This window comes from Thalassospira lucentensis (assembly GCF_050516545.1).
GTDB classification, from domain to species: domain Bacteria; phylum Pseudomonadota; class Alphaproteobacteria; order Rhodospirillales; family Thalassospiraceae; genus Thalassospira; species Thalassospira lucentensis_C.
Map to the genome: position 1 here is coordinate 3192375 of NZ_CP191544.1, position 26441 is coordinate 3218815.

Annotated in this window: 24 protein-coding genes; 10 read left to right on the plus strand and 14 right to left on the minus strand. The window is 53.1% G+C overall.

Annotated elements, in window-relative coordinates:
• Nucleotides 1-229 precede the first annotated feature (229 nt).
• From ACQ0MK_RS14535 to ACQ0MK_RS14555, 5 genes are all read left to right on the plus strand, one after another.
• A complete protein-coding gene (locus ACQ0MK_RS14535; RefSeq protein ID WP_350041417.1) occupies nucleotides 230-367 on the plus strand; it encodes a hypothetical protein in 138 nt (45 codons plus the stop codon).
• A gap of 1 nt (nucleotide 368) precedes the next feature.
• A complete protein-coding gene (locus ACQ0MK_RS14540) occupies nucleotides 369-2363 on the plus strand; it encodes an antifreeze glycopeptide (protein ID WP_430473228.1) in 1995 nt (664 codons plus the stop codon).
• 12 nt (nucleotides 2364-2375) lie between these two features.
• Complete coding sequence (xerD, locus tag ACQ0MK_RS14545; RefSeq protein ID WP_430473229.1) at nucleotides 2376-3326, plus strand: site-specific tyrosine recombinase XerD; 951 nt, start codon at nucleotides 2376-2378, stop codon at nucleotides 3324-3326.
• Between the two features lie 255 nt (nucleotides 3327-3581).
• Nucleotides 3582-5402, plus strand: coding sequence for a GGDEF domain-containing protein (locus tag ACQ0MK_RS14550; protein WP_430473230.1), 1821 nt, complete (start codon nucleotides 3582-3584; stop codon nucleotides 5400-5402).
• 121 nt (nucleotides 5403-5523) lie between these two features.
• Nucleotides 5524-5871, plus strand: a complete 348-nt coding sequence (locus ACQ0MK_RS14555) for a hypothetical protein (RefSeq protein ID WP_430473231.1) — start codon at nucleotides 5524-5526, stop codon at nucleotides 5869-5871.
• 35 nt (nucleotides 5872-5906) lie between these two features.
• On the opposite strand, the gene ACQ0MK_RS14560 is transcribed toward ACQ0MK_RS14555, so the two are convergent.
• The 5 genes from ACQ0MK_RS14560 to ACQ0MK_RS14580 are packed head-to-tail and all read right to left on the minus strand — an operon-like array spanning nucleotide 5907 to nucleotide 9471.
• Nucleotides 5907-6551, minus strand: coding sequence for a GDSL-type esterase/lipase family protein (locus tag ACQ0MK_RS14560; protein ID WP_430473232.1), 645 nt, complete (start codon nucleotides 6549-6551; stop codon nucleotides 5907-5909).
• Nucleotides 6548-7882: a CCA tRNA nucleotidyltransferase gene (locus ACQ0MK_RS14565; RefSeq protein ID WP_430473233.1), complete on the minus strand. Its 1335-nt coding sequence runs from the start codon at nucleotides 7880-7882 to the stop codon at nucleotides 6548-6550. Before ACQ0MK_RS14565 ends, ACQ0MK_RS14560 begins: the two co-directional genes overlap by 4 nt.
• A gap of 54 nt (nucleotides 7883-7936) precedes the next feature.
• A complete protein-coding gene (locus ACQ0MK_RS14570) occupies nucleotides 7937-8224 on the minus strand; it encodes a hypothetical protein (RefSeq protein ID WP_430473234.1) in 288 nt (95 codons plus the stop codon).
• 24 nt (nucleotides 8225-8248) lie between these two features.
• Nucleotides 8249-8893, minus strand: a complete 645-nt coding sequence (locus ACQ0MK_RS14575; protein ID WP_350041410.1) for a CoA pyrophosphatase — start codon at nucleotides 8891-8893, stop codon at nucleotides 8249-8251.
• Complete coding sequence (locus ACQ0MK_RS14580) at nucleotides 8890-9471, minus strand: DUF1285 domain-containing protein (RefSeq protein WP_430473235.1); 582 nt, start codon at nucleotides 9469-9471, stop codon at nucleotides 8890-8892. Before ACQ0MK_RS14580 ends, ACQ0MK_RS14575 begins: the two co-directional genes overlap by 4 nt.
• 114 nt (nucleotides 9472-9585) lie before the next feature.
• Here ACQ0MK_RS14580 and ACQ0MK_RS14585 point away from each other — a divergent pair, with 114 nt between their 5' ends.
• The 4 genes from ACQ0MK_RS14585 to ACQ0MK_RS14600 are packed head-to-tail and all read left to right on the plus strand — an operon-like array spanning nucleotide 9586 to nucleotide 16363.
• Nucleotides 9586-10623, plus strand: coding sequence for an AAA family ATPase (locus tag ACQ0MK_RS14585; RefSeq protein ID WP_430473236.1), 1038 nt, complete (start codon nucleotides 9586-9588; stop codon nucleotides 10621-10623).
• A 9-nt stretch (nucleotides 10624-10632) separates the two neighbouring features.
• The gene (locus tag ACQ0MK_RS14590) at nucleotides 10633-11580 is read left to right on the plus strand and encodes a DUF58 domain-containing protein (RefSeq protein WP_350041407.1); all 948 of its coding nucleotides are present in this window, start codon (nucleotides 10633-10635) and stop codon (nucleotides 11578-11580) included.
• Nucleotides 11577-14291 (plus strand): DUF4159 domain-containing protein, encoded by a 2715-nt coding sequence (locus tag ACQ0MK_RS14595; protein WP_430473237.1) that lies wholly within the window; start codon nucleotides 11577-11579, stop codon nucleotides 14289-14291. Before ACQ0MK_RS14590 ends, ACQ0MK_RS14595 begins: the two co-directional genes overlap by 4 nt.
• On the plus strand, nucleotides 14288-16363 hold the full coding sequence (locus tag ACQ0MK_RS14600) for a hypothetical protein (protein ID WP_430473238.1): 2076 nt from the start codon (nucleotides 14288-14290) through the stop codon (nucleotides 16361-16363). The genes ACQ0MK_RS14595 and ACQ0MK_RS14600 overlap by 4 nt, the downstream gene beginning before the upstream one ends.
• 21 nt (nucleotides 16364-16384) lie before the next feature.
• On the opposite strand, the gene ACQ0MK_RS14605 is transcribed toward ACQ0MK_RS14600, so the two are convergent.
• Nucleotides 16385-17353 carry a LysR substrate-binding domain-containing protein gene (locus tag ACQ0MK_RS14605; RefSeq protein ID WP_430473239.1) on the minus strand — a complete coding sequence of 323 codons (969 nt, stop codon included), beginning with the start codon at nucleotides 17351-17353 and terminating at the stop codon, nucleotides 16385-16387.
• Nucleotides 17354-17518: 165 nt separating this feature from the next.
• On the opposite strand from ACQ0MK_RS14605, the gene ACQ0MK_RS14610 reads away from it, so the two are divergent.
• Nucleotides 17519-18481 (plus strand): glutathione S-transferase family protein, encoded by a 963-nt coding sequence (locus ACQ0MK_RS14610; protein ID WP_430473240.1) that lies wholly within the window; start codon nucleotides 17519-17521, stop codon nucleotides 18479-18481.
• A 109-nt stretch (nucleotides 18482-18590) separates the two neighbouring features.
• Here the strand turns inward: ACQ0MK_RS14610 and ACQ0MK_RS14615 are convergent, their stop codons facing one another.
• From ACQ0MK_RS14615 to ACQ0MK_RS14650, 8 genes are all read right to left on the minus strand, one after another.
• Nucleotides 18591-19094, minus strand: a complete 504-nt coding sequence (locus tag ACQ0MK_RS14615; RefSeq protein ID WP_350041402.1) for a F0F1 ATP synthase subunit B — start codon at nucleotides 19092-19094, stop codon at nucleotides 18591-18593.
• A gap of 4 nt (nucleotides 19095-19098) precedes the next feature.
• Nucleotides 19099-19584 (minus strand): hypothetical protein, encoded by a 486-nt coding sequence (locus ACQ0MK_RS14620; RefSeq protein WP_430473241.1) that lies wholly within the window; start codon nucleotides 19582-19584, stop codon nucleotides 19099-19101.
• Nucleotides 19585-19658: 74 nt separating this feature from the next.
• Nucleotides 19659-19883, minus strand: coding sequence for an ATP synthase subunit C family protein (locus ACQ0MK_RS14625; RefSeq protein ID WP_033068123.1), 225 nt, complete (start codon nucleotides 19881-19883; stop codon nucleotides 19659-19661).
• 60 nt (nucleotides 19884-19943) lie between these two features.
• Nucleotides 19944-20666: a F0F1 ATP synthase subunit A gene (locus ACQ0MK_RS14630; protein ID WP_350048395.1), complete on the minus strand. Its 723-nt coding sequence runs from the start codon at nucleotides 20664-20666 to the stop codon at nucleotides 19944-19946.
• A gap of 21 nt (nucleotides 20667-20687) precedes the next feature.
• The gene (locus ACQ0MK_RS14635; RefSeq protein ID WP_350162105.1) at nucleotides 20688-21053 is read right to left on the minus strand and encodes an AtpZ/AtpI family protein; all 366 of its coding nucleotides are present in this window, start codon (nucleotides 21051-21053) and stop codon (nucleotides 20688-20690) included.
• A gap of 435 nt (nucleotides 21054-21488) precedes the next feature.
• Complete coding sequence (locus ACQ0MK_RS14640) at nucleotides 21489-22820, minus strand: class I SAM-dependent methyltransferase (protein WP_430473242.1); 1332 nt, start codon at nucleotides 22818-22820, stop codon at nucleotides 21489-21491.
• Between the two features lie 65 nt (nucleotides 22821-22885).
• Entirely contained in the window at nucleotides 22886-25174 is a 2289-nt protein-coding gene (locus tag ACQ0MK_RS14645) for a hypothetical protein (protein ID WP_430473243.1), read from the minus strand.
• 160 nt (nucleotides 25175-25334) lie between these two features.
• Nucleotides 25335-26420, minus strand: a complete 1086-nt coding sequence (locus ACQ0MK_RS14650; protein WP_430473244.1) for an AAA family ATPase — start codon at nucleotides 26418-26420, stop codon at nucleotides 25335-25337.
• Nucleotides 26421-26441: the final 21 nt, after the last annotated feature.

The window sequence follows — 26441 nt, forward strand, 5'->3', positions numbered from 1 at the left end:
GGATCAAGCAGCTTATACTGCCTTGAAGTTGCCGAAATGAAATGTCACCCAGCCTGCTTGACCATCCTGTTGTGTGGTCTTGTTGGACGGAACATACAAACATGCCAGAAATGTCGTTGATCATTTGATTGAATGATCAACGCGTTGTTTCCGTTTCTTGCATCTTTGATTATCGTCAGCATACTGGTCGTTGTGCCATTCGCTTAAACGCTTCGAAGTCTGGATTAAAATGAAGATCTTATCGCGCCTCATCTTGTTGCTGGTCATCGCCGTAATTGCCGGTGGTGCTACGTTCCTTGTCACTTGGGATATCCCGGCACCGACCACTCAAATCGAAGAAACCATTCCGAATTCGAGGTTCAATTAAGATGAATTTGCGTTCCCGCCTGCTGATACAGACCTGTTTACTGGCAATGATGACGGGAACGGGAATTGTATCCGCGCCTGCATATGCACAGACCTCGGCACCTGTACCACTGTTTTTAAAACAGGAAGCAGAACGGGACGCAGAACTTCGATCTGATGAAACGCCCTCCACCCAAAACAGCCCATCCAATGCGGTTTCTTCTGGTGGCTTTGGGGCCGGCACGACATCGAACCCCGAAACCAACAGCTTTCCGTCCGATCCAAACGCGGTTCAATCCCTGACCCTTGGTGCCGTTGACGTCGAAGCCGTTGGCACGATTGACCGGTCCCGTGGCGGGCTGGGTATTGATATGTGGAATGGGACAACACGGAAATCTGCGGCACAGCTGATTTCCGATCTTCCCGCAACACCGGCCACCCATACGGCGCGCGATCTGCAAATTCGTCTTTTGCTGTCTGCCGCAGCCTTACCACAGGACTCAAAAGAAATCAGCCTGCTTGAAGCCCGTGTCGCCAAACTGATCAATATGGGCGCACTGGATGAAGCCATTGAGCTGGTCCGTGCAGCCCCACAAGGATCACGCGGTTCGATGCTGGCGCAGGCCGAGGTCAATGCCCTTTTGATCGGCGCCAAGATCGACGATGCCTGCAGTGCAATTGAAAGTTACGGGGCAAGCTATGACGAGATGTTCTGGCTAAAAGCTGCCGTCATGTGCGCGTTTCATGTCAATGACCCGGCATCGGCGGCCTTTTCGGTTGATCTTGTCCGCGAAATGGACGGCGAAAGTGATGCCACCTTCTTTGGGCTGGTGGGCGCCATTCGCAGCGGCGGTGCCGTTTCACCCGACTTGCTTGAAGAACTCCGCCCGATTGATATCGCGCTTTTGGCCATCGCCAAACAATCCATTCCCAACAGCCAGCTTGATTCTGGCAATGCCGCAGCAATCATTGGTATGATCAATGCAGATGCCACCGCAACCGACATTCGTCTTGAAGCTGCCCGCAAAGCCGAAAAGCTTGGGTTGATCAGTGCCTATCAGTTGGCCGGGATTTATGGTGCGGTGAATTTCGATGCGGGTGTTTTGGATAATGCACTTGATGATGCCCCTGAAGGCATTCAGGCCCGCCAGTATGCCAAACTTTATCAAGCAGCCATCCAAAGCGATGTGCCCGCCGCCCGCGCAGAAATTCTGGCTGCACTGTTTGAGAATGCCGAAATCGAAGGTGACTTCCTTCAGGCCGCACGCCTTACCGCCCCGGTTCTGACTGAAATCCCGATCAATGGTGACTTTTCATGGTTTGCGGTTGTCGCACTTAAGGCATCCATCGCATCCAATGCGCTTGAACGTGCTGAAAACTGGCTTCAGATCGCCAAGAATGCGGCAAATCCAAGCAACGATATCGCATGGCGGATCAGCCTGCTGTATCCGGTCCTCGCCATTTCCGGGCTTGAGGAAACCGGTGCTGTCAAGCCCGTGGAAAACACGATGGCACAGATGGATGTTCAGAGCACGCCACAGCCAAGCTTTGGTCTGGGCGGTGCGGTTACCGTAAACGCGCCAGAACCACAACAGGTCGAAACCCAAGATCCACAGGCGCTTGCCCGCCACCGTGCCCGCATGGCCGAATGGCAGGAAATGCAGGCAGCCCGCGGCGATCAGGCGGCTGCAAAACGCTATGGTGAACTGATTTTCAATCTGTATGAAGGGTTCGGCATCGAAGTCCCAGCAGGACTTTGGGATGGGCTTTTAACCGCACCCTATGCTGAAAACCGCCTGACAATCAGCAGTGCAGTATCCCATCACCTCAATGCTTCCGCTGCGGCACGCCAGAAGGCCAAAACAGTTGCCATGGCCATTCAAGCACAGCAAATCTCGGCCGAGGAAAATGCCGACCCGAAAGCACTGGCTGACACAGTCGCCGCCCTTGAATTGGTTGGGCTGCCAAGTGATGCACGCCACCTTGCGACAGAATTGCTTTTGTCCTTTGACCAGTAATGGAATCAGGCGATGGCCAAGGCACTGACTAGTTCCCTTATCGCCGCCTTTCTTGAAATGATGGCGGCTGAACGTGGGGCAAGTCCACATACGCTTGATGCCTATCGCCGGGATCTTGAAGATTATGCATCGTCGCTAACTGCCGGTAAGTCTGATCCGGTTGCAGCAGTTGATACCGACCTTCGGCGTTATATGGCGGAGTTGGGGGCTGCGGGATTGGCACCGCGCACACAGGCAAGACGTCTGTCGGCGTTGCGCCAGTTTCACAAGTTTCTCTATGCTGATGGATATCGAAATGATGATCCGTCTTCGAACATCGACAGCCCACAACAAGGCCAGACCTTGCCGAAATTCTTGTCGATTGATGAGATTGATCGTCTGATTACGGCCGCTATCGATCATCCGGGGATCAAGGGCAAGCGCCTCGTTGCGATGGTCGAATTGATGTATGCAACCGGCATGCGTGTTTCCGAACTGGTTGAATTGCCCTATGCCGCGGCGGCCCGCGATCCGCAGATGCTGATTGTGCGCGGCAAAGGCAACAAAGAACGTCTTGTTCCCTTGTCTGATCCGGCGCGGGATGCACTTCGGGATTATCTTGTTGTCCGCGATGCGTTTATATCATCAGACAAATCAAACGGGCATGCCGATCGGCCCGGTCAATCCTCATACTTATTCCCGTCACGTGGAAAAACCGGCCATTTAACCCGGCAGATGTTTTTGAAAATGATCAAGGATCTGGCAATAGATGCCGGGGTCCCACCATCAAAAGTATCGCCGCACGTGTTGCGTCATTCCTTTGCCAGCCACCTGTTGGCCAATGGTGCGGATTTGCGCAGTTTGCAAAAGATGCTGGGCCATGCCGATATTTCGACCACACAGATTTACACCCATGTCCTCGAGTCACGGCTACGTGGACTGGTACAGGAACATCATCCGCTTGCACATCTCGGTGCGAAATAGAAGTTAGTATTAGCTTGCGAAATTCATCTAACCCCTTTGTATAAGAAAAAGTCAGTATTCTGACACAAAAACGGACGTTTTCTGCGGATGTCATTTATTCGTAACTTTACTGTCATCAAGTTGTTGTCAATTCTGCGATACCAGCAATACCGGAACATTCCGTAAATCCTTATTCCGGGAACTCAGACCATTTTTGAAGATCGGGGAACTGCATTGGCGTTTGGTGCAGACGATGAATTGATGTCCGGCCGGCCAATGACCAAACCAGTCATGTTGCGCAATTGGCAACAGGTCGTCGAAAAGGTCGATTTTGCCTTTCAGCCGATTGTAAGCCCACATACGGGCCATGTTTTTGGCTACGAAGCCTTGTTGCGCTGTTGGGATGCTGCGGGGTTTCCATCCATTCAATCATTGTTTGATACCGCGTGGGATACCGGCAACCTGCATAGCGTCGATATGATGCTGCGCGCCAAGGCGATTGAAAAATTTGCCCGGATGCCCGACGCCAAACGCCTAAAGCTTTTTTACAATTTCGATAATCGGGTTGTGAAAACCGAGGATTATCAACCCGGCCAAACAGCGGCATTATTGGCCGAGGCAGGGCTGGAACGCGACACCATCTTCCTTGAGATTTCCGAACGCCACGACATCAGCAATGCCGGTTATCTTAAAGACATTCTGGTGCGATATCGCAGTCAGGGCTTCAAGATTGCCATTGACGATTACGGCAGTGGCTTTGCCCAACTGCGTGCGCTTTATGAATGTGAACCCGACATCATCAAGATCGACCGGTTCTTTATTGATGGTATTGACCGCGACCGGCGCAAAGAATTGTTCGTCACCCAAATCACTGCCTTTGCCCACATGATCGCGGCACAGGTCGTCGCCGAAGGTGTCGAAACCCGTGAAGAATTTTTATGTTGCCGACGTTTGGGTTGCGACCTAGTGCAAGGTTTCTTTATTGCCCGCCCATCCGTTGATCTTCCTGAACGAACCGACATCGTCCCGGTTGCCGCCGATATTGCCGCAGACACCCGCCGACAAACAGATTGTGATGATGCCGTTGTGCGGTCTTATCTGCTAGATACCCCCGCCATCCCAAGTGATATTAACCCGGTCGATATCCTGACATATTTTCAGCAGAACCCCGACATTTCACTGGTCCCGGTTGTTAATCAACATGGGGAACCGATGGGGGTGGTCAGGGATGCCGAATTCAAGGCTTTTATCTACACCCCGTTTGGCCGTGAATTACTACAGAACCCGGCCAACCGTGCCAATATCAAACGGTTCCTGCGCCGATGCCCGGTCGCAGATATCCGCACCAGCCTTTCCGAATTGCTTGAAACCTTTGTTGCGACCGATGCACTTGATGGCGTGATCCTGACGGAAAATGGTCACTATCTTGGCGTACTTGATCAAAGTGCATTGTTGCGTGCCGTGAACGAACGCAACACACTTAACGCCCGGGATGAAAACCCGTTAACCCGGCTTCCGGGCAATAGTGCGATTTACCGATATGCGGCACGCGCCCTTACTGACCCCCGCCGACGTCGCTTTGCCGTCTATTTTGACTTTGATAATTTCAAACCGTTCAATGACCGATACGGTTTCCGCCAAGGTGATCGCGCGATCCTTTTATTCAAGGACATCCTTGGCAAAGTGCTCAGCCAGAATGACTGGTTTGTCGGCCATATTGGCGGCGATGACTTTTTTGCCTATGTCCAGTCTATTGATTTCGAAGATGCGGTCGAGGCAGTCCAACGCGCACAGGCAATGTTCGACGAGCAAATCAAAAGCTTCTATGATCCGGAAACCCGTGATCGCGGGTATTTGATCGGTAAAGGGCGCGATAACAACATGGCGCGATTTGATCTTATGAGTGTCAGTGCCGCCCTGATCCGCATCCCGTCCGAACGCACAGACATCACACTTGATCATGTGTCGGTCGAAGCTGCCAAACTTAAGGCCATTGCCAAGAGTAGTGCTAACAGGTTCGCAAGCGGCTTTTATGATGCACCGTGCACGCCTGCCCCAATGACCGGGAAACAGGTTCTTACCCAAGGCATTCAATAAAAGATCGGGTGAACAGCAACGGGTTGAAATTAGTGCTTCAATTTCGCGTCAGCTTGATTAAAATCCGAAAAATGCCGGGTGAGTCGCGCCTTGCTTTATCAGATTGAGTTACTGACACAAGATGGTTAGCGTTAATTCTTCAAACGAGCTGCTGCAAACGATCCCGGTTCGCCCCGCGCGTCCGGTGGCATCGCGCAATGCACAGCAAGAAGATCAACAAAACCAGATCGTCGAACAGGCGACCCGTCAGCAAAATGTCGTTCAAGACGAAGATATCAATCGCGCTCTTCTTGCCTATGAGCAAAGAAACCAGCAACAAAAATCTGACAGTTCTAATCTTGAACGCAACGCGCTTGAAAACAATGCTGAATATGATGCTGCAACGGGCTATGATCCGTCGGGTTATGCCAGCGGTGCCAGCGCAAGTTCAAACGCCGCACGCGGCACCTATATCGACTTCTACGCCTGATCAGAATACCAGTTCAGCATGAACGCAAAGCTTTGTTAAAGCCCGAGTGCGTTCTGCCAGCCATCCCATTGCCAAATCAGTTCTGCCATACGGTCATAACCAACTTTGTCCGGGTGATATCCATCCCCACGGCGCAATGCCCGTTGCCATGCTTCATCATGAAGGGTGGTGTTAAGCACGTCGAGATAAGGCACATCAAGTCCACGGGCCGTCTCAAGATAAATCTGGTTTAACCCTTCAAGACGTTCGTTGATTTCCTGACTGGATTTGCTGCCATTAATCACGGCCTGCGGACCAATCCACAGGGTCGGGGCGAGCTTTGCGGCCTCGCCAATAATCTCGGCTGCATTTCCTGCCGATGTCGCCGGGGATACCCGCATGGTGGTTTCTTCGCCGCGGTCTTCGGCATGGTTGGCATCATTGACGCCAAAACTGAACATCAGGACAGTCGGAAAATCAGGCACCATGCGCAGCTCGGCCTCAAACTTCCACCGGGCTTTAAGTCCTTCGGTGGTTTCTGCGCGAATGCCAAGGTTATAGATCGTGGTTTCGCGTTTGGCATCGTCAAGAAGCCTGCGCCCCAACCGCATTGGCCAGCCGCCTTTATCCGCATCGCGAACACCATTGACCAAACTGTCACCAAAACAGCAAATGCGATGTCCGATTTTGCCTTCGCTCATTCCGTCTCCTGTTCGCCTGCCAAGGGTTGGCTGGCAAGATATGCAATCAAATCTTTTTTGTCTGGCGCGAACCCGTGATCAAGCCAGTATTCTTCAGCCTGCTTTAACATCACACCGATTTTCGGTCCAGCCGGGACCAAACCAGCACTTAGAATATCGCGCCCTTGTATTGGGAATGTGACGGGCTGCCAATCTGCCGCAATCGCCAACAGGCTTTTCCATTGTTCATTTTCGGTACGCGAACAGCGTGGTGGCACAGACGCCCGTACGCTCCATGCCAACAAAACGGCGTCACGAAATGCATCCGCCCCTACGCGGTACAAGTCCTGATGGATCGTCTCAATTGGTAATTCGGGATCAATCAGCGGCGCATGCGAAATCATCGCGACAAAGCGATCTGTTTCGTCGTTCGAAAGACGCAGTCTACGGGCAAGTTGTTCCGCCGTGGCAGGCTTTCCATCCTGATTTTCAGCGTCATCGTGCAACTCGCCAACCGCAAACAAAGCCGCAAGACGGCGCAAGGGATCCGGTCGGATGGCTGGATCAGCCAAGGCAGTACTATCAAGCCATTGCATGATGCGCAGACAATCGGTCTGGACAAGCTGCGGCAGGATTGAAGGCAAAACGCCAAACCCGATCATGTTGCCAATCGTACTGGCAGGGCTTTGGGATCTTAGCAATTTGAACATTTCATCGCGGATGCGCTCAGCCGAAATATCCACAAGGCTTTTTGCCGCCTTGCGGCAGGCCTCTGCCCCGATCGGATCGATTGGCGGGCGCCCGAACCATGCCTGAAAACGGAAAAACCGCAATATCCGCAGGTAGTCTTCGGCAATCCGGTTTTCCGCCACCCCGATGAAGCGCACCCGGCCTTCGCGAAGATCGGTTTCCCCATCGAACGGGTCATAGACCGCGCCGTCCAGATCACAGTAAATGGCGTTAAAGGTGAAATCGCGCCGTTTCGCATCTTCAAGCCAGCTGTCGGTAAAGGCGACTTCGGCATGGCGACCATCGCTTAGGACATCGACCCGAAGGGTGGTGATTTCATAGGCGCCGGCATCCGTGATCGCAGTGATTGTTCCGTGCTTAATCCCGGTCGGGATAACGCGAATACCGACCTTTTCAAGGGCTTTTGAGGTTTCCTCAGGGGACAGGTCACAGGCGATATCAACATCAAACAAGTCGCGTTTAAGCAGTGCATCGCGCACCATCCCACCGACAAAACGTGCCTGCCCGCCATGTTGCGCAATGGCGTCAAACACGCGGGCCGTATCATCGGCAACCATAATCCCGTATGGCCGCAATCTTCCGGTTACTTCCAGTGCTGTCATCTGAGGCCTTGGCACCCGCTCAATGATGTTTCGCAATCACGCTTGCGGGCTTTGTTACTTTTTCGGTTCGAAATAGCCCGGTTCAACCACGCCGTCGCGCAATACTGGCGCATGATAAATGGAATCAGGCGGCGCACCAGTCCCCAATGCGGTAAAAATCAGGATCGCGGCAGTTAAGGCAACACCGGCCCCAAACAGCAATAACCATGGTCCTTTATTCCAGGGCGGGATGACTTCATGACCTTCGCGGATGGCCTTGACCCGTGCCCATTTCAGCCACAACCCGTAAAGAATAAAGGGTAGTATCAAAGGAAGGCCGATCTGGATAATTTGTCGCAACATAAGGCAATGTCCCAAACACTTGGTTTAAGGTTGAAGGGTTGGTGCGTTGACACGAATGACTTCGCTGAAATTCACAAGCATCCCGGCGGTCGCACCCCAGATGTAATATTCCCGGTAGGGAATTGCGAAATAACGTCTGCGTGTGCCTTCAAATGTCACCGATTGCAGCTTTTGATTATTCGGATCAAGGATGAAGGTCAACGGCACTTCAAACACCTCAGCCACTTCATGATCATCTGGTACCAGATCAAAGGGTGGTGTGATCAATCCAATGATCGGCGTCACTTGATAGCCGGTTACGGTGTAGTAATCGTCAATTCGACCGATCAGATTGATATGACGGCGCGAAAGTCCAATTTCTTCTTCGGTTTCACGCAGTGCGGTTTCTTCAAGCGTTGCGTCTTCTTCTTCCTGACGGCCACCGGGAAAACTGATCTGACCGGCATGATCACTCAGATGGTCGGTTCTGCGCGTTAAAATCACATGCAGCCCATCGTCGCGCTTGACCAGCGGCACCAAAACCGCAGCAGGGCGCGAAACAAGTTCACCTTCGGCAAAGGCCCGTGCACGCGATTTCGAACCGGGATAATCCACTGCATGGTCGCCCCGGCGCTGCAAGATACCACCCTGTGGTGCTTTTAAGGCCGCAATGATGTCATCGGGCTTCATTCAGGGTTCTCCATCCGGCCAATTTCAAAGAATTGTCCATGACTATACACACCGATACGTAACATATTGCTTTCAGGGTCACTTATTTCATCCGCCAATTCAACAAGCTGGTAAAAAACCGCCCGGTTCAATCTTGCTTCGAGCCCGCGTTCAAGCCCGACATACGGGGACGGCTCATCTGTTTTGGGGTCCTGTTCGACACGCAGCGGATGGTCTTTGTCCAGGTCCACCCATTGGTCGATATTGGTTCGAAACCGGATGATCTGGTCCTTGCCATGCCCTTCATTTATCAGCTCGACCGCAATGAAAGCGACGTCTTCGACTTCAATTCTGGCCATCTCGGCAGGGGTGACAAGCCAGTGGCCTCCTTCTTCGTCACGCTGCAGTACGGAAGAAAAAAGTTTCACCAACTCAATTCGGCCGATCGGACCACCTTGATAGAACCATGTTCCATCCCGACCTATAGACATAGGAATGTCACCGCAGATTTGCGGATGCCGCCCATTCCCGGGCATTTGTCCCCGTAGGCGGGTCCATAAATTTTCGGCAAGATCGATGGTTTTTTGGTTATCAGTCATGCTGTACAGTTGATCCCGAACCAGACGTTTTCTCGTATTGCTTTATCTGAGACCATCTGCGTTCTACAATCGACCAGCATCCGCGCCCCAACAAAGGAAGCAAAGTCTAGCATCATGACAAACGCGCCACGTTTCCCCGAAGAAATGGGTTTTTCCCAAGACAGCAGTCTGGAACGCGACGCAGCTCGTTTAGACGAATGCGTCAACCGGCTGGCCGAAGCCCGCAAAATGGTTTCATCCATTATATTTGGGCAGAATGATGCCGTAGAGCAAACACTTATCGGAATTTTATCCGGCGGTCATGTCTTGATGGTCGGCGCGCCCGGTCTTGGCAAATCGTTACTGGCCCACACATTGGGCAAAGTCCTTGGTCTTTTGGACAAACGCGTACAATTCACGCCTGACCTGATGCCTGCTGATATTCTGGGTTCTGAAGTGCTTGAAGATGGTGCGGATGGCAAACGGGCGTTCCGGTTCATCAAGGGCCCGGTTTTCTGTCAGTTGCTTCTGGCCGATGAGATCAACCGCGCAAGCCCGCGGACACAGTCAGCATTGTTGCAGGCCATGCAGGAACGTGAAGTATCTGTTGCGGGTTACAGCCACAAGCTTCCTGAACCGTTCCATGTGCTTGCCACCCAAAACCCGTTGGAACAGGAAGGCACCTATCCCCTTCCCGAGGCACAGCTTGATCGTTTCTTGCTTGAAGTCCGTCTCGGGTATCCCAATGCCGACGAAGAACGCAGGATCGTAACCGAAACAACGGGCCGTTACCCCAACCGCCCGCGTCAGGTTCTTCAGGCAGATGATCTGGTCGAAGCACAAGATTTCGTGCGCCGTCTGCCGATGCCTGATCGTGTGCTTGATACCATCATCGCGCTTTGTCGCGAATGCCGCCCGGAAAGCACATCCCTGACCGATATCCGCGAAAATGTTGCGTGGGGCCCCGGCACACGTGCGGCACAGGCATTGTCGTTGGCATGCCGGGCACGGGCAATGTTGTTTGGTCGCTTTGCGCCTTCGATTGAAGATATAGAAGAACTGGCCGTTCCGGTCCTGCGTCACCGCTTTGGCCTGACTTACGGCGCACGCGCAGAAGGTTATACCGCCAAAGGCCTGATTGCAGATGCGCTTGCCCACCTTCAGGAGAGCTAGGAGTTGGCAGTGACCGCCGTGCATGATCATGTCGCTGCCGCCCGCGCCCTTGCGGCACGACTGCCCCAATTGATCGATGAATCCCGCAGAACGGCAATCAGTTTGCGGAGCGGTCTTCATGGCAACCGCAAGGTTGGCCCGGGCAGCGATTTCTGGCAGTTCCGCCCCTATGTCCCCGGTGATCCCACCAATCAGATTGACTGGCGGCGCTCAGGCCGTTCGGACCATACTTTCATTCGTCAGACCGAATGGCAGGCCAGTCACAATTACTGGATATGGCCGGTTTTATCGCCATCGATGTATTGGTCATCCGCCGACACTATTTCATCAAAGGCCGAACGGACCCTGATCATTGCCATCGCCCTTGCCGATCTTTTGATCCGTAATGGTGAAACGGTCGGCACGTTTGATGGCGAGCGCACCCGAATTACATCGGCAGAACATCTTGAAAAACTTGCCCATGCGATGTTGGCCAGTCCACAAAGCATCGCCCAGCAAGGCATGGGAATTCATCCCGGTCGCAAACATTCGGTTTTGCTTTTGGGGGATTTTCTTGAATTTGCCGATCACGGCGAAAAAACCGCAAATGCCATCCGTCAGCTTGGCCAATATCAAAACGATGGTTCACTGGTTCAAATTCTTGACCCGGCCGAGATTTCCCCGCCATTTCGCGGACGCGTCAACCTGTATGATACCCAAGATCAAATGGTCTTCAAAAGTGAACGGTTTGAAGACATTGCCGACGGGTTCAAGCAACGTGCACAAAAATGGCGTGCCGTTGTTCGCGATGCCGCGCGTCAAAACGATTGGCTGTATGATCGCCATGTCACATCTGACAGTGCCAGCCCGACCTTGTTGGCGCTTTATCAACATCTCAGCGAACGCCAGAATCAAAGTGGTTCAAACGGGCGCGGACGCCCGACCCTGCATCGCCAGAACCAGCAGGAGATGTCATGAGCCTGTCGGCCATTACATTTCTGTATCCCGCCATGCTGGCAGGTCTGATGATCTTGCCGGTGGTTTGGCTATTGATCCGGTCCGCCCCACGTTCGCCGAAAAACGTCATTTTTCCCGCCGCCCGCCTTTTGCGCGGCCTTAAAAGCCAACGCCGTGATATTCAGCGCGCCCCGATCTGGCAAACCATTCTGCGCTTTATCATCCTGACCCTGTTGATTATCGCCGCCGCCCGACCGGTCATGAACCGCAATGATTTTGCCCAGAACAATGGCGCGGTTCTGATCATTGCCGACAATGGTTGGCAAAGTGCGGCCAACTGGGCGCAATACAAAACCGCCCTGCAACAGATTGCCAATCAGGCCCGGTTCGATCTTCAAACGGTCTATATTGCCCAAACAGCGCCCGAAGCATCCGGTGCATCCACATGGAAACTACCCGACATCGTGGGGCCGATTTCGTCCCATGATGCCGACAGCCTGATTGATCGGTTACAACCGCGCCCGTGGAATTCGGATTATACCGCCCTGTCCGATCTGATTTCCGAAAATCCGCAAATGAACAACACGATTGGTAGTATTTTGTGGCTGACGGACAATATGGACAGTCCGGGCAAAGCAACGATTGCCTCAGACCTTCAGGACATTGCCCCGATCACGATCATTTCGCCAACACGGTCTGACCGGATTGCCATTCGTTCTTTAATGCGTTCACGCACAGGGCTGGTGGCAACCATCGCGCATAATCGCAGCGAAACCCCACGCGAAATCAATCTTTTGGCCCGCGGTGACCGGGGAAGCGTTCTTTTGCGTCACAGTGGTGAACTTGCTGCCAATACCGATCAGACAGAAGTCGCAATCTTTTTACCCAGTGATATCGCCAATGCCATTCAGGCCGTCGGAATTGAGGGCATTGAAGATGCCGCCACCGTGTTTCAGACCGGCGCACGTTGGCAACAGCGCAGCGTTGGTGTGATTGTAAGTTCCGGGGATAGTCCGGGTGTTCTGTCTGATCAGTATTTCTTCCTTGATCGCGCACTTTCCCCTTATGCCGAAATATCTTACGAACCATTGGGCAGGCTTCTGGAAAAGAAGGTCGATATTCTGGTTGCCGCCGGTCCAGTTTCCGGCCTTGCTAGCCAGTATGAGGCCCTTGAACGTTGGGTAAATGAAGGCGGCATGCTGGTCCGCTTTGCCGGGGATAGTTCGACCGAGATTGGCAATGAATTCCTGCCGGTGACCTTGCGGTTGGGGAACCGTGATTTTGGTGGCTCGATGTCATGGGAAAAACCTAAGCGCTTGCTTGACTTCCCTGACAGCAGCCCGTTTTACGGGATAGAAGTCCCGCAAGACATCACGGTAACCCGTCAATTGCTGGCCGAACCGGACCCCGACATCCTCAGTAAAACCTGGGCCCGCCTTACCGATGGTACCCCCCTGATCACCAGTGCCCCACGCAATTCCGGGCGGGTAGTTCTGTTCCATGTAACGCCATGGGCTGATTGGTCAAACCTTCCAATGTCGGGCCTGTTTGTCGAGCTGTGGCAGAAAATCCTGCCGCTTGCCAGCCCCAGCAACCGCAACGATGCGGAACTGAGCTCAAGCCTGCCACCCCAAACGGTTTTGGACGGGTTTGGTCAAACCCATCAACCTGATGCCTTGATCCTTCCGGTTCGTGCCCCGCTTCCAACGCCTAATCCCCGTCATCCTCCGGGAATATATGGTGAAAACGGTCAGGCTGTTTCGCTTAATCTTGGACCGTCTCTGGACAATATTGCCAACGATATGGTTTGGCCATCTGGCATCAGCACGCGCAAAATCACCGATCAAAGTCAGGTTGATTTGGCCGCACTTTGTCTGCTGGGGGCACTTGCCTTACTGTTGTTTGATGCGCTGATCCTTTTGGCCATTCATCACGTCACCCTGCGACGCAACCGGCAAAGCAATGCATTTACCTCCATCCTGATTGCCTTTGGTATCACCGGGTTGGCGGGCATGATGTTACTTGGGTCCAATACGGTTTCACATGCCGCATCCATTCAGGAAGCCGCTCTGGCACCGCGTCTAGCCTATTTGAAAACCGGTGTTGCGCCGGTAGACCGGCTTAGTCAGGCAGGCATGACCGGCCTGACCGAATTTCTGCGCCGTCGCAGTGCTGCGGATTTAAATACAGTTGATGGTATAAATCCTGAAACGGACGAGCTTAGTTTTTACCCATTGATCTACTGGCCACTGGTTGATGGACAGGAACCGTTTTCCGAACGTGCGCGCGAACGGCTCAATCGCTATTTGAATAATGGCGGCATGATTTTGATCGATAGCCGCGACCGCGAAGTCCAGCCGGCCCGTTTGCGCCGCCTGCTTGCCGGTCTTGAAGTTCCTCTTCTGGACCGTGCGCCGGGCGACCATATCCTGTTTCGCAGTTTCTATTTGCTTGATCACGCCTATGGACGGTTTTCGGCCCCCTTATGGCTTGATGCCCGCCCCGATCAACGTCTTGACGGTGTGGCATCGGTCCTGTTTGGCGGCAATGACTGGGCATCGGCATGGATACTTCCCGAAGGACGGGATGAGCTGCTGGCCGAAGACATCGCCCCGCGCCAACGCGAAATGGCTGTCCGGTTTGGCATCAATCTTGTGATGTATGCCTTAACCGGAAGTTATAAGGGCGATCAGGTTCACCTTCCCGCCATTCTTGAAAGGTTGGGCCGATGAACCAGGGTTGGCAAAATCTTCAGATATCGCCCCTTCTGGATATCTCCATTCTGCAAGGGTTGGCATTTGTCTGCTTGGCGGCGATCATTCTGTTTACCATTTTCCGTCTGCGCGGCACGGTCTGGCGCGCGGTAGTGATGGTGCTTGTCCTTCTTGCGCTTTTGGCCCCGCAATTCACTGATCGCGAAAGCGAAAAGCTTAGCGATATCGTTCTGGTACTGGTGGATCGATCTGCCAGCCAACGTATCGCCGGGCGCACGGATCAGACAGATGCCGCGATTACCGAAATCAAAGATCGCTTTTCAAACGATCCATCGATTGAAGTGCGGTTCGAAGAAGTTTCCGGCGAATCCGACACTCGCATGTTTGCTGTCCTTGACCGTCTGTTGGGCGGCATTCCCCGCGAACGGCTTGGCGGGGTAATGATGATAACGGATGGGCAAGTCCATGACATTCCCGGCCGTCTTGATCTTGGCGCACCGTTGCATGTTCTGATCAGCGGGGCGGAAGATGAACGCGACCGTCGCCTTGTGGTCCGCCAAAGTGCCGATTACGGCATTGTCGGCAAGGATGCCGAATTCATGATTGAAGCCGTTGATCAGGACCTTGCACCGGGAACCCCTGTGCCCGTGCGGATGTTGCTTGAAGACGGCACGGAAAAGGAAATCTTCCTCCCGGCGAACGAACAACAGCGGGTCAGCATTCCTGTCCCCCATGCCGGATCGGTTTTGGCAGAATTACGGATGCCCGATGCTCCGGAAGAAACGGATCGCACCAACAACCGGCTTATTCTGGAGACAACCGGGGTACGTGATCGCCTGCGGGTATTGTTGTTATCGGGCGAACCACATCCGGGTGAACGGGCATGGCGTAATTTGCTGCGCGCCGATCCCGGTGTTGATCTGGTGCATTTCACCATTTTAAGACCACCGGAAAAAGGCGATGACACGCCAATCAATGAATTGGCCCTTATCCCGTTTCCGATCCGGGATCTGTTTGAAGTCCGCCTGCGTCAATTCGATCTGATCATTTTTGATCGCTATCAGATGCGCGGGGTTTTGCCGCCGCATTATCTGGAAAAGGTTGTCGATTACGTCCGCTGGGGTGGGGCTGCACTTGTTGTCGCCGGTCCGGAATATATCGGACCAGAAGGACTATCTAGCACAGCCCTTGATGATCTGATGCCGGCAAAGACGACCGGGCGCATTGTTGAACAACCCTTCGTCCCGCGGGTTAATCCTGCCGGGCGCTTACACCCGGTCACGGCAGTCATTGCAGGATCGCCGAGCACACCCCCAAAATGGGGGCGCTGGTACCGTCAAATCGAAACCAGGGTTTCCGATCCGGATGCCATGACCCTGTTGACCGGGGTGGATGATATGCCGATTTTGACATTACAACGCGTTGAAGAAGGACGGGTTGCGATGTTGAGTTCCGATCAGATGTGGCTGTGGCAACGTGGTCATGATGGCGGCGGGCCGGTTGCCGAATTGCTGCGGCGTCTGTCACATTGGCTGATGAAGGAACCCGCCCTTGATGAAAACACGGTCAAAACGGCGCGAAGCCCTGATGGACAAAGCTTGATCCTGAATTGGCGAAAAATCGGTGCATCACCGAAATCGGCAAGTGCTATCAACCCGGAAAGCGGTGCGCAAATCAACGCGCCCTTTGAACAATTACCCGATCAGTCGTGGCAGGCGGTGGTGCCAATCGCCGAACGGGGCCTGATCCGGATCAGTGTCCGTGATCAAGATGATCGTCGACAAACTGCCCTTCATGTTGATCGCGATGTGCTGACCGCTGAAACGCAAAACACCAATTCAACCCCGGAACTTCTTGCCGGATTGGTGTCGGAAAATGGCGGCTATATCGGCCGCATAGAAAATGGATTGCCTGATTTCCGTCATGTGCCCGATAGCCGGGTTTGGCACGGCAGCAACTGGGCCGGTTTCATTCAAACCGACAGCTACAAAACCATCATTGGCGGCATCACAAATTTGCTGCCATTGCCGTTCATCGCCCTTTTGATCGGGGCGATCTGTTTGCTGGGCTGGCGGGTCGAAAGCAAATAGCTGAATGTTTTTTGTCGTGAATTATGGTGTCGGGCGCTGACGGGCGCGACCTTCTTCGTATTCCTTACACGCTTCCGCATGGAAGGAACACAAACCGCCCCGGAACTTTTCGACCAGAAAATCGATAAACACCCGCACCTTGCTGGGCAGATGGCGGCGTTCAGGATAGACCGCGTAAATCCCGCCATTATTAAGAGGGTCGTAATCTTTAAGGATGCGTACCAGACGCCCTTCGCTTAGAGCCTCGGCCACGATGAATTCCGGTTCGCGAGCAATGCCAAGCCCACGGATTGCCGCGATAGAGGTGAATTCACCGTTATTGCACGACATCACCGGATCAACCCGCACCGTTACCGGGCCTTCTGGACCTTCAAAATCCCAAATATTGGGACTTGTGATATTGGTGTAAACAATCGTCTTGTGCTGGGTAAGTTCCAGTGGTGTTTTCGGCTCACCATATTTTGCAAGATAAGACGGCGCGGCAACCACATGCCCGGTATAATCGGCAAGCTTACGGGCAATCAGGCTGGAATCCTTAAGCCGGGTAATGCGAATTGCCATATCAATACCGTCAGCAACCAGATCAACCATATGATCTGCCAGATGAATATCGACATGGAGGCCTGGATACATCTCCATGAATTCCGTGACCAATTGTGGCAAATACATTTGCCCAAAGGTAAGCGGTGCTGAAATGCGAAGCGTCCCACGCGGTGTGCCGCGTAAATCGGTCAGGGCATGTTCGGCGGTTTCAATTTCTTCAACCACACGCGCACAATGCTGATAGAACGTTGATCCCGCATCGGTCAGGCTAAGACGACGGGTGGTGCGGTTCAAAAGCCGAATGCCAAGATTGTCTTCAAGCTTGGTAACATGTTTGCTGACAGCAGATTTAGACATGCCAAGTTTACGGGCGGCCCCGGAAAAACTGTGTTCTTCTACAACGCGGGCGAAAACGGTCATGCCGTCGAGATTGCCGATCAACATCATGCTACTCCTGATCGCGGCGCAACTGCACTGTTGCGCCATTGGAAACAAATAAATGTCATAAGACCGAATTGTCTTCAACGCGGAAATGACGACAATGGACAGAACATTGAAATTTCGCGATTTACGTGATCAACGCGATACAGAATGACAAGACGGAGGACCAAGATGGGACAATTGGTAAACGGAAAATGGCAAACCGAAGCCCTGCTTGCCAAAAACAGCAACGGCAAATTCAAACGTCAGGATTCTGCATTTCGCGATTGGCTGTCGTCTGATCCCAGTGCCAAGTTCCCGGCAGAAGCCGGGCGGTATCATCTTTATGTGTCCTATGCCTGCCCTTGGGCGCACCGCACATTGATCTTTCGCGCCCTTAAGGGACTTGAAGACATGATCACGGTGTCAGTCGTGCACTGGCATATGGAAGATCACGGTTGGAAGTTTTCCAAGGAAGATGGCCTGATTGATCATCTTCATGGTCACGATTTCATGCATCAGGTCTATTCGTCGGCGAAACCCGATTATTCCGGGCGGGTGACTGTGCCGGTCCTTTGGGACAAAAAGACCAACCAGATCGTGAGTAACGAATCCGCTGAAATCATTCGGATGCTTAACTACGCATTTGATGGGCTTGGTGCCAAGGCTGGCGATTACTATCCCGAACACCTGCGTGCCGAGATCAATGCGATTAATAGCCGTATTTATAACGACATAAATAACGGTGTTTACAAATCAGGCTTCGCCACCAGCCAGTCGGCCTATGAAGAGGCCGTTACGGCCCTTTTTGACACGCTGGACTGGCTTGAAGACAGATTGGACAAGCAACCCTACCTTGTGGGCGATACGCTTACAGAAGCGGACTGGCGGCTGTTCCCGACATTGCTTCGGTTTGACCCTGTCTATCATGGGCATTTCAAATGCAATCGCCAGATGATCCATGAATATCCGAACCTTTGGAATTACACCAAGGCGCTTTATCAGCATCCGGGTGTGAAACAGACCGTCCATCTTGATCACATCAAAAAACACTATTACCAAAGCCATCCATCCGTGAACCCGTCTGGCGTCGTGCCACTTGGTCCGGTGATTGATTTTGATGCGCCCCATGACCGGGATCGCTTTTCGCGCTGAGGGTTGACCAAGAAAAGGTCCCCTAATTCCCAAGCTTCACCGAGCATCGGAAAACAAAAAACCCCGCAGCGATATACTGCGGGGTTTTTAATCCGGAAACCGGAAAATCTTAGTTCAGGCGACCTTTGATTTCCGCAATCGCGCCGTTCACCAACTCGTCAGCCTTGGCACCAGCAACCTTTTCGGTCACAAGCGCCATGGTAGCTTTTGCAGCGATTTCGGCAACATGTGCACGAACTTCGGCAATCGCCTGGCTTTCCAGGTTGGAGATACGTTCCAGAGCCTGCTGTTCACGGCGTTTAAGTGCCGCTTTAAGCTCAGCCTGGGCGCTTTCAAGCATACGTTCGGCTTCTGCCTTGGCATGCGCGCGGATCTCGTCAGCTTCCTTCAAGGCTTCGCGTTGTTTGGCCTGATAGTTGGCCAGAAGCTCCTGAGCTTCTTCGCGAAGACGCTGTGCTTCGTCCAGATCGTCGGAAATCTTCTGAGCACGCTTATCAAGCGCAGCAGAGATACCCTTGACGGCTTTAAAACCGCCAACGCCAACGACCAGTAAGAAGGACAGCGTGGTCCAGGTGTATGGATCGGTAAGGAAAGTAACCTCTTGGGTTGCCATAATCTTACTCTCCTACAATAGCCGAAACAGCCTTGTCGGCAGTTTTGGCCTGAACCTTGACACCGATAAGTTTGTCGGTTGCTTCGCGGGCAATTTCTGATGCTGCTTCTGCAACACCGGTCATCGCATCCGTTTTGGCATCCGCAATAGCCTTCTCGGCATCAGATGTCTTTTTAGACAATTTCTTGACCATTGCTTCGGTTTTTTTAGCCTGCTCTGCAGCAGCCTTTTCCGAAGCTTCGCGAATATCTGCCTGCGCAGCATTACGAGCTTCTGCCAAAGCAGCCTCATATTTCGCGATGGCGGCATCGGTTTCGTCTTTCAACGCCCGAGCCTTGCCAAGGTTGTCTTCGATGGTTTTCTGTCGCCGTTCCAAAACCTCACCGACTTTCGGCAACGCCAATTTCGACATCAAGAAGTACAAGACGGCGAAAACAGCGAAGAGCCAGAAAATCTGCTCGGAGAACAACGCTAAGTCAAACTGCGGCATAGCCTACTCCCGAATTCAGCGACCCCGGCGAGGGCGCACCTCGCCGGGCCGAGTATTCGCTCAAAAGGCGCCGATTAAACGAAGAGAACGATCAGCGCAACGACGAGTGCGAACAGTGCAATAGCTTCGGTAACGGCAAAGCCGATCCAGCCATACAGTTCAACGTCGCCTTTGGCAGCCGGGTTACGGCCAACAGTCGCAATCAGGCTCGACCAGATGTTACCCACACCAATACCGGCACCAATCATGCCAATAGCAGCCAGGCCAGCACCAATCATCTTAGCAGCATCGAGTTCCATAACTTCACCCTTTCGAATTTCTTAAAGGCAATAACTAGAGATCACACCAGACCACACACATCAGTGCATGTGGATTGCATCATGGAGATAAATGCAGGTGAGAATTGTGAAGACGTAAGCCTGAAGTGCAGCAATGCCGAACTCCAGAACTGTAATCCCTGTCAGCAAGGCAAACGGAAGTACGCCCAGAATGCCGATCAGGCCGACAAATCCGCCAACAACCTTAAGCATAATGTGTCCAACAGTCATGTTGGCAAACAAACGCATAGCAAGGCTGAACGGACGAGAGAAGTAAGAAATGATCTCAATCGGGATCAGAATAAGTGCCGTCGCGATCGGCGCACCTTCCGGGAAGAACATCCGGAAATAATGCGTTCCATGGCGAACGAAACCGATAATGGTCACACCGATGAAAATCACCAGCGCCAACGCGAAGTTGACAGCAAAATGACTTGTAAACGTAAAGCTGTGCGGGATCATACCCAGAAGGTTACCGAACAGCACAAACATGAACAGGGTAAAGATGAACGGGAAATATTTGCGCCCTTCGCTTCCGACATTGTCCTTAAGCATATTGGCGACGAATTCATACATCACCTCAGCAGAACCCTGCCAGCGTCCTGGAACCAATGACCCACGACGCATCGAAAGCGTCATGAAACCGGTTACAAAAACAGCGGCGATCACCATCCACAATGCGGAGTTGGTGAAGGAGATATCCACACCAGCTACCGAAAGATCGACCAACGGTTCGATTTTAAACTGCTCTAGCGGTCCAGCCACCGTAATCCTCGCTCAATCTTGTTAAGGTTCAGGGTTATCCCTGTCCCCTTGATTACGCTTCCCCATCGCACGCCCCAGACCAACAGCACTGTCGTATCCTTTGGCAACGCGATAAGCGTTTAGACCACCTGCACCTGTTCCCAAAACAACGAACAGGACAAGTAGCCATGGCGTCGTATCCAACACCCGATCAAGCGCCCAACCAATTATCAGACCGACAAGAAGTGCAGCGACCATTTCCGCCGAAATTCTCATGCCTAACGCCATCCCTTGGGACGGTTTGCGGGCTGCCCGGTTCGGGCTGTGCTTTTCTTCGCGCTTGTGTGCGACTGCCGTCAGCTTACTTTCAAGCTCTTCTAATGAAGCGCGATCTTTATCATCGCTCATTGTCGTGAACCCCGCTTTGGCAGCCCTGCAAACGTCGCAAGGAAATGCGCGGGCAACATACTTAGCACCCCATGGGCTGTCAAGCTGTAAAACCCCAGCTTGCAGCGAAGTCCGAAATAACAATATTCATAATTATTCCAATAACTTAACTGATAAAATGTGATGGAAAACACTTTTGTTCTTAGGCAATAGTAGCAGTCGTTTATGCTGGTAATTTCAGGCCCCACCTACTCAGAACCGGCGGTTTCCCTTAGTTCTCAAGTGTTTGACGCCAAATAGCGAGCCAGATCACAAAGCGATCTATATTCAACAAGATCAGGCAATTTCGGCAAATTAGATCGCAGATTTAGCCTAACAGTATGACAGAACGTGCAGAAAGGCCCATCAGATTGGCCGATTCACCAGCACGTGAATTCAGGGCAGAGAATCACAACCTTAAACTTTGCGCACCGTCAAAACTCTTTGGGTATCCGGTTTTTGCCATCCGTCTGAACGTGCTGCCAACATCCAGTCGAATTTATGGAACAGGGCCCAAACCGCACCAAGGGTGTTGATCGCGATTGAATTCATATCGATCGGCTGTTTATCAAGAATCTCGTCGCGCAAAATTCTGATCAGATCCGCAACCGTGTTTTTGCCATCAAAAATGGCCAGCAAGCGCGCAAGGTCAGGTCCACCGGTAAGATCAACCGCATTGCCACTGCCATCTTCAATCAGGACCGGCTGTCCGGCCAAGGCAATCAGATCATCAAAGAACGTTTCGTTGGGCGGCACAAAGAAATATGGCGCAAGTTCCGCGTCCGGAAGCATTTCGGATGCCTGCCCGGTATCATTGCGGGTCAGATAGAACGCATGAAGCGGCATCGCCCCGCTAAAGCGTTCGCAGAAAGCCTGCTGATCGCGGAGCGGCATGGCGGACACTTCACGCACCAAACCTGCATCACGGACCATGTTTTCGATATTATAATGCGCCTTGCCTGTTCCGCCGAACCCGAAGAACCCGGTAAAGGCCGCCACATGAAGTCCTGCCGATGCGGCAAAGTCATACACCCCGTGCACATCATAGGCGCACTCCACAGGGTGCAGCAGCAAATCAACAATTTCAGGATCGTTTTCCAACAGGCCTTTGATAAAGCCCGGACCACCGCCCATCTTCAACAGCATGTTATCTTCTGGCAGGTTGGTCAGCAATTTGCGGGTCATGGCCAATTGTTCGACCAGATCCTTGCCCACCAGAAGCGGTTCAATCATTTTGCGCCATTCGGTCACCGCAAGACGACCATGTTCGCCGTAAACCATCACCCCCATCGCGCCATCGGGTTTAAGAACCGATGCCAGATCACGCAGACCTTCTTCCGGGTTTTCCAGATGATGCAAAACGCCCGCACAATTGATGTAATCAAACCCGTCGGGGCTGGATTTGGCAAACGCGTCAATGGTTGCATTCACATAGGTGATGTTTGTCAGACCGCGTGCCTCTGCACGGGCACGGGCAACCTTGGTGCTGGCAGCGGATGGCTCAAGATAGGTCACCTGCCCGCCAACTTCGCGCAGCTGCTCTGCCAGCCAAATCAGCGAATCACCCGTACCACCACCCGCAACAAGGGCGCGGAAATCGGCCGTAATGTCACGGCTGGCACCAAAGCAATAATGATTAACCCGCGATAAGGTATCGAGTGGCGGCATTAATAAACGGTCTTTTTCCTCCTGCGCATCGCGCAACGGATAAGGAAACTGTTCATATAGCTCACGCACTTTCTGGGACATCGAGACCTTCACCATCATTAAGTTTCAATGAGATGTACCATCTAGCGCCCTGCCCGTACATTAACCTAACCGGTAAAATCGAGTTCAGTTTGTTCTTTCTTGGAATATACCTCTGCCTGATGCAGATCGACCGACACCAGTGACGAAACACCGCGTTCGGCCATCGTCACACCAAACAGGCGGTTCATCCGCGCCATGGTCATGCGATGGTGGGTAATGACAAGGAAGCGGGTATTGGCATGACGGCCAATCGCTTCCAGCAGCTTACAGAAGCGGTCTACGTTCGCATCGTCAAGCGGTGCGTCGACCTCATCGAGCACGCAAATCGGTGCCGGGTTGGTCAGGAACACCGCAAACAGCAATGCAACAGCGGTCAATGCCTGCTCCCCACCTGATAAAAGCGATAGATGCTGAAGCTTTTTACCCGGTGGAGATGCCAGGATTTCAAGCCCGGCTTCAAGCGGATCATCGGCATCGGTCAGCATCAGATGCGCGCCGCCACCACCAAACAGGCGGACAAACAATTGCTGGAAATGTTTATCAACTTCGTCAAAGGCCGTTTTCAAACGGGCACGTGCTTCGCGGTTGAGCTGATTGATGCCATTGCGCAGTTTTTCAATGGCAGCAATCAAATCATCACGTTCAGACACCATCGTGTCTTTTTGTTCCTGCATTTCGGCCAGTTCGACTTCGGCACGCAAGTTGACCGCACCAAGGTTTTCGCGTTCACGTGACTGACGTTGCAGACGGGCATCAATGTCGTCTTCGCTCGGCAATTCCTTGGTCAGATCAATCTGGCCAAGTTCAACCAACTTATCAGGTGTTGAATTAACACGTTCACGAATGCGTTCGATCAAGTCACGACGATGCTGTTCTGCCTGTTCAAGCAAAGCTTCACAGCGCACGCGCCCTTCGCGGGCTTCGGCCAGTTTCTGTTCGGCTTCTTTCAGGTTCATATCCGCTTCGCGCTGGGCATTTTCGGCCCTTTGCAATTCGTCGGCGACTTCCTTGCGGGTCTGATCGGAAAGTTCAATCCGGTCTGACAAAATCGCCCGGCGTTCTTCGATCTCTTCGGGCTTGAGTTCAAGCTCCTCGATCTCCATCCGGGCTTCTTCCTGACGTTCACGCAGTTCAGAAACACGTTCGCCAGCCCCCGATGCACGTTCGTTCCAGGTCGCGATTTCGTTTTCAACGAATTCAAGACGCTTGCGGCGGCCAGACATATCGCGCTGCATACGTTCGAGCTGACTACGTGCTTCCATCTGATCGGCACGGGCATCGGCAAGGGTCGCACGTTGTTCGATCATCTCGGCCTTGATTTCCATCAGGCCTTCGCTGCTTTCTTCGGGCAGGGCTGAAAGTTCTTCCTGCTCGGCAATCAGTTCGTCCAGATCCTGCTTGGCGCGTTTTTCAGCTTCTTCTGCGTTTTGCAGACGGCTTTCGATGGCACTTGCATCGCGCTTGATATTGGCGACTTCTTCGCGGGCGCGTGACAAGGTGTTTTCAGCTTCGCGCACAGAACGGTGGGCTTCTTGTTCAGCCGTTCTTGCTTCCTCGATTTTCTCATCAAGCTGTTCGACATTTTCGCTGGCGATTTCGGCACGCTCGGCAGCAGCTTCGACCACTGCATCCGTTTCTTCGATCTCGCCGCGCAGTTCTTCAAGCCGGTTGCGTTGACGCAATCGAACGGCTGCGGGCAATTCCGCACCGGCGAGAATGCGATAGCCATCCCAGCGCCAAAGCGACCCTTCGCGCGATACCAACCGTTGCCCGGCTTTCAGATTTTTCGAAAGCCAATTGCCGGTTGCCTCGTCATCGACAATACCGATCTGCCACAGGCGACGGTTCAGCAAAGCCGGTGCTTCGACAAATTTGGCGAGTGCAGTGACACCATCTGGCAAAGCCGGGTCATCGGATGCCGGATCAATTGCCGACCAATGCATCGGGGCATCTGTCGCATCTGGTGCATCAAGGTCTTCGCCAAGGGCGGCTGCCATCGCAAGTTCAAGACCGCTTTGCACCGAAATATCTTCAATCACCGCGGTATATTTGTCGTCGTCACCGCCCTTAAGCAGGCTTTCAAGCGCCTCGACTTCGGCCATCAGGCGGGCCTTGCGGCTTTCGACATCGCGCAGGGCATCGCGGGCATCGCTTTCTGCGGTTTTAAGGCCGTCTTCACGATCGCGCATTTCGGCAAGACGCATTTCAGCATCTTCAACCGCCATTTTACGCTGTTCGCAAAGTTCTTCGCACTCTTCAAGATGCATGCTTGCTTCTTCAAGCACTTCGGAGAAATCAGCTTCGATCCGGATGTCATCTAGCTTTGCGACCGCTTCGTCATGACGTTCGGTCAAACGGTTGCGGCGGGTGTTTAATTCGCTCAGGCGCTGCTGAACGGATTTAAGGCGGGCTTCTTCTTCGGCGACCTTGTTGGTCAGAAGATCGACCGCAGCCTCAAGTTCTTCAACCCGGATGGCTTTTTCCGCAGCCGTTTCACGGGCTTGGTCAAGTTCATCATCCTCCCCCCCCCTGCGCGTCGCTGAGTTCTTCGCGTTCGTTTTTCAGTTTTTCAAGCGCACCCTGTGCATCGCTTGCCAGCTCGGCTTCACGCGCAAGGTCGGCATCAATCTGTTGAATGCGTCCGCGCAGCTGGCCCATCTGGGTTTCGATCTGGGCTTTGTCTTTATCAAGGCCTTCACGTTCGATCAAAAGGCGCTGCAAAGCCGCCGCAGCGTCGGCTTCTTTTTTGCGAAGATCCGGCAGGCTGGCAGCAATATGGGCCTGAACCGTGGTTGCCTCGGTCACCGATGATGTCAGATCACGTACCGCACTTTCGCCCGCGACAAGCAATTCACGAGCATCAGCTTGTCGTTTTTCCGCATCGGTCCAGCGGATATGGAACAGCAAGGCCTCGGTTTCGCGGATGCTTTCGCTGAGTTTGCGATACCGTTCGGCCTGACGGGCCTGTTTTTGCAGGGATGCGATTTGACCATCAAGAGTGACCAGAACGTCATCAAGACGTTCCATATTCTGTTCGGCATTTTTCAAACGCAGTTCGGCTTCGTGCCGACGGGAATGAAGGCCGGTAATGCCCGCTGCTTCTTCAAGGATCAGGCGACGCTGGATCGGTTTCGCCCCGATCAGTGCACCAATTTTACCTTGGGAAACCATGGCATTTGACCGGGCACCGGTTGCGGCATCGGCAAACAGCAATTGCACATCACGCGCACGGACATCCTTGCCATTGACCCGATAATTCGATCCCCCGCTGCGTTCGATCCGGCGGGTGACCTCAAGCATTTCAAAGTCATTGAACATCGCGGGCGCCTTGCGCTCGCTGTTATCAAGGATAACCGATACTTCCGCCACGTTACGGGCGGGACGTGTCGACGTCCCGCCAAAGATGACGTCGGACATGTCCGAACCACGCATTTGCTTGGCCGAGGTTTCCCCCATGACCCAGCGCAGCGCTTCAACAAGATTGGATTTGCCACAGCCATTCGGGCCGACAACACCTGTCAGCCCGTCTTCAACCAATAAATCGGTTGAATCGACGAAGGATTTAAACCCCGTCAGCCGTAGTGATTTAAACTGGACCAATCATGTCCCCCGGTCCGAACC

Excerpts from the sequence above, each read along its gene's own strand:
- ACQ0MK_RS14535 (WP_350041417.1), top strand. The coding sequence starts at position 230 with ATGAAGATCTTATCGCGCCTCATCTTGTTGCTGGTCATCGCCGTAATT.
- ACQ0MK_RS14540 (WP_430473228.1), top strand. The coding sequence starts at position 369 with ATGAATTTGCGTTCCCGCCTGCTGATACAGACCTGTTTACTGGCAATG.
- xerD (WP_430473229.1), top strand. The coding sequence starts at position 2,376 with ATGGCCAAGGCACTGACTAGTTCCCTTATCGCCGCCTTTCTTGAAATG.
- ACQ0MK_RS14550 (WP_430473230.1), top strand. The coding sequence starts at position 3,582 with ATGACCAAACCAGTCATGTTGCGCAATTGGCAACAGGTCGTCGAAAAG.
- ACQ0MK_RS14555 (WP_430473231.1), top strand. The coding sequence starts at position 5,524 with ATGGTTAGCGTTAATTCTTCAAACGAGCTGCTGCAAACGATCCCGGTT.
- ACQ0MK_RS14560 (WP_430473232.1), bottom strand. The coding sequence starts at position 6,551 with ATGAGCGAAGGCAAAATCGGACATCGCATTTGCTGTTTTGGTGACAGT.
- ACQ0MK_RS14565 (WP_430473233.1), bottom strand. The coding sequence starts at position 7,882 with ATGACAGCACTGGAAGTAACCGGAAGATTGCGGCCATACGGGATTATG.
- ACQ0MK_RS14570 (WP_430473234.1), bottom strand. The coding sequence starts at position 8,224 with ATGTTGCGACAAATTATCCAGATCGGCCTTCCTTTGATACTACCCTTT.
- ACQ0MK_RS14575 (WP_350041410.1), bottom strand. The coding sequence starts at position 8,893 with ATGAAGCCCGATGACATCATTGCGGCCTTAAAAGCACCACAGGGTGGT.
- ACQ0MK_RS14580 (WP_430473235.1), bottom strand. The coding sequence starts at position 9,471 with ATGACTGATAACCAAAAAACCATCGATCTTGCCGAAAATTTATGGACC.
- ACQ0MK_RS14585 (WP_430473236.1), top strand. The coding sequence starts at position 9,586 with ATGACAAACGCGCCACGTTTCCCCGAAGAAATGGGTTTTTCCCAAGAC.
- ACQ0MK_RS14595 (WP_430473237.1), top strand. The coding sequence starts at position 11,577 with ATGAGCCTGTCGGCCATTACATTTCTGTATCCCGCCATGCTGGCAGGT.
- ACQ0MK_RS14600 (WP_430473238.1), top strand. The coding sequence starts at position 14,288 with ATGAACCAGGGTTGGCAAAATCTTCAGATATCGCCCCTTCTGGATATC.
- ACQ0MK_RS14605 (WP_430473239.1), bottom strand. The coding sequence starts at position 17,353 with ATGATGTTGATCGGCAATCTCGACGGCATGACCGTTTTCGCCCGCGTT.
- ACQ0MK_RS14610 (WP_430473240.1), top strand. The coding sequence starts at position 17,519 with ATGGGACAATTGGTAAACGGAAAATGGCAAACCGAAGCCCTGCTTGCC.
- ACQ0MK_RS14615 (WP_350041402.1), bottom strand. The coding sequence starts at position 19,094 with ATGGCAACCCAAGAGGTTACTTTCCTTACCGATCCATACACCTGGACC.
- ACQ0MK_RS14620 (WP_430473241.1), bottom strand. The coding sequence starts at position 19,584 with ATGCCGCAGTTTGACTTAGCGTTGTTCTCCGAGCAGATTTTCTGGCTC.
- ACQ0MK_RS14625 (WP_033068123.1), bottom strand. The coding sequence starts at position 19,883 with ATGGAACTCGATGCTGCTAAGATGATTGGTGCTGGCCTGGCTGCTATT.
- ACQ0MK_RS14635 (WP_350162105.1), bottom strand. The coding sequence starts at position 21,053 with ATGAGCGATGATAAAGATCGCGCTTCATTAGAAGAGCTTGAAAGTAAG.
- ACQ0MK_RS14640 (WP_430473242.1), bottom strand. The coding sequence starts at position 22,820 with ATGTCCCAGAAAGTGCGTGAGCTATATGAACAGTTTCCTTATCCGTTG.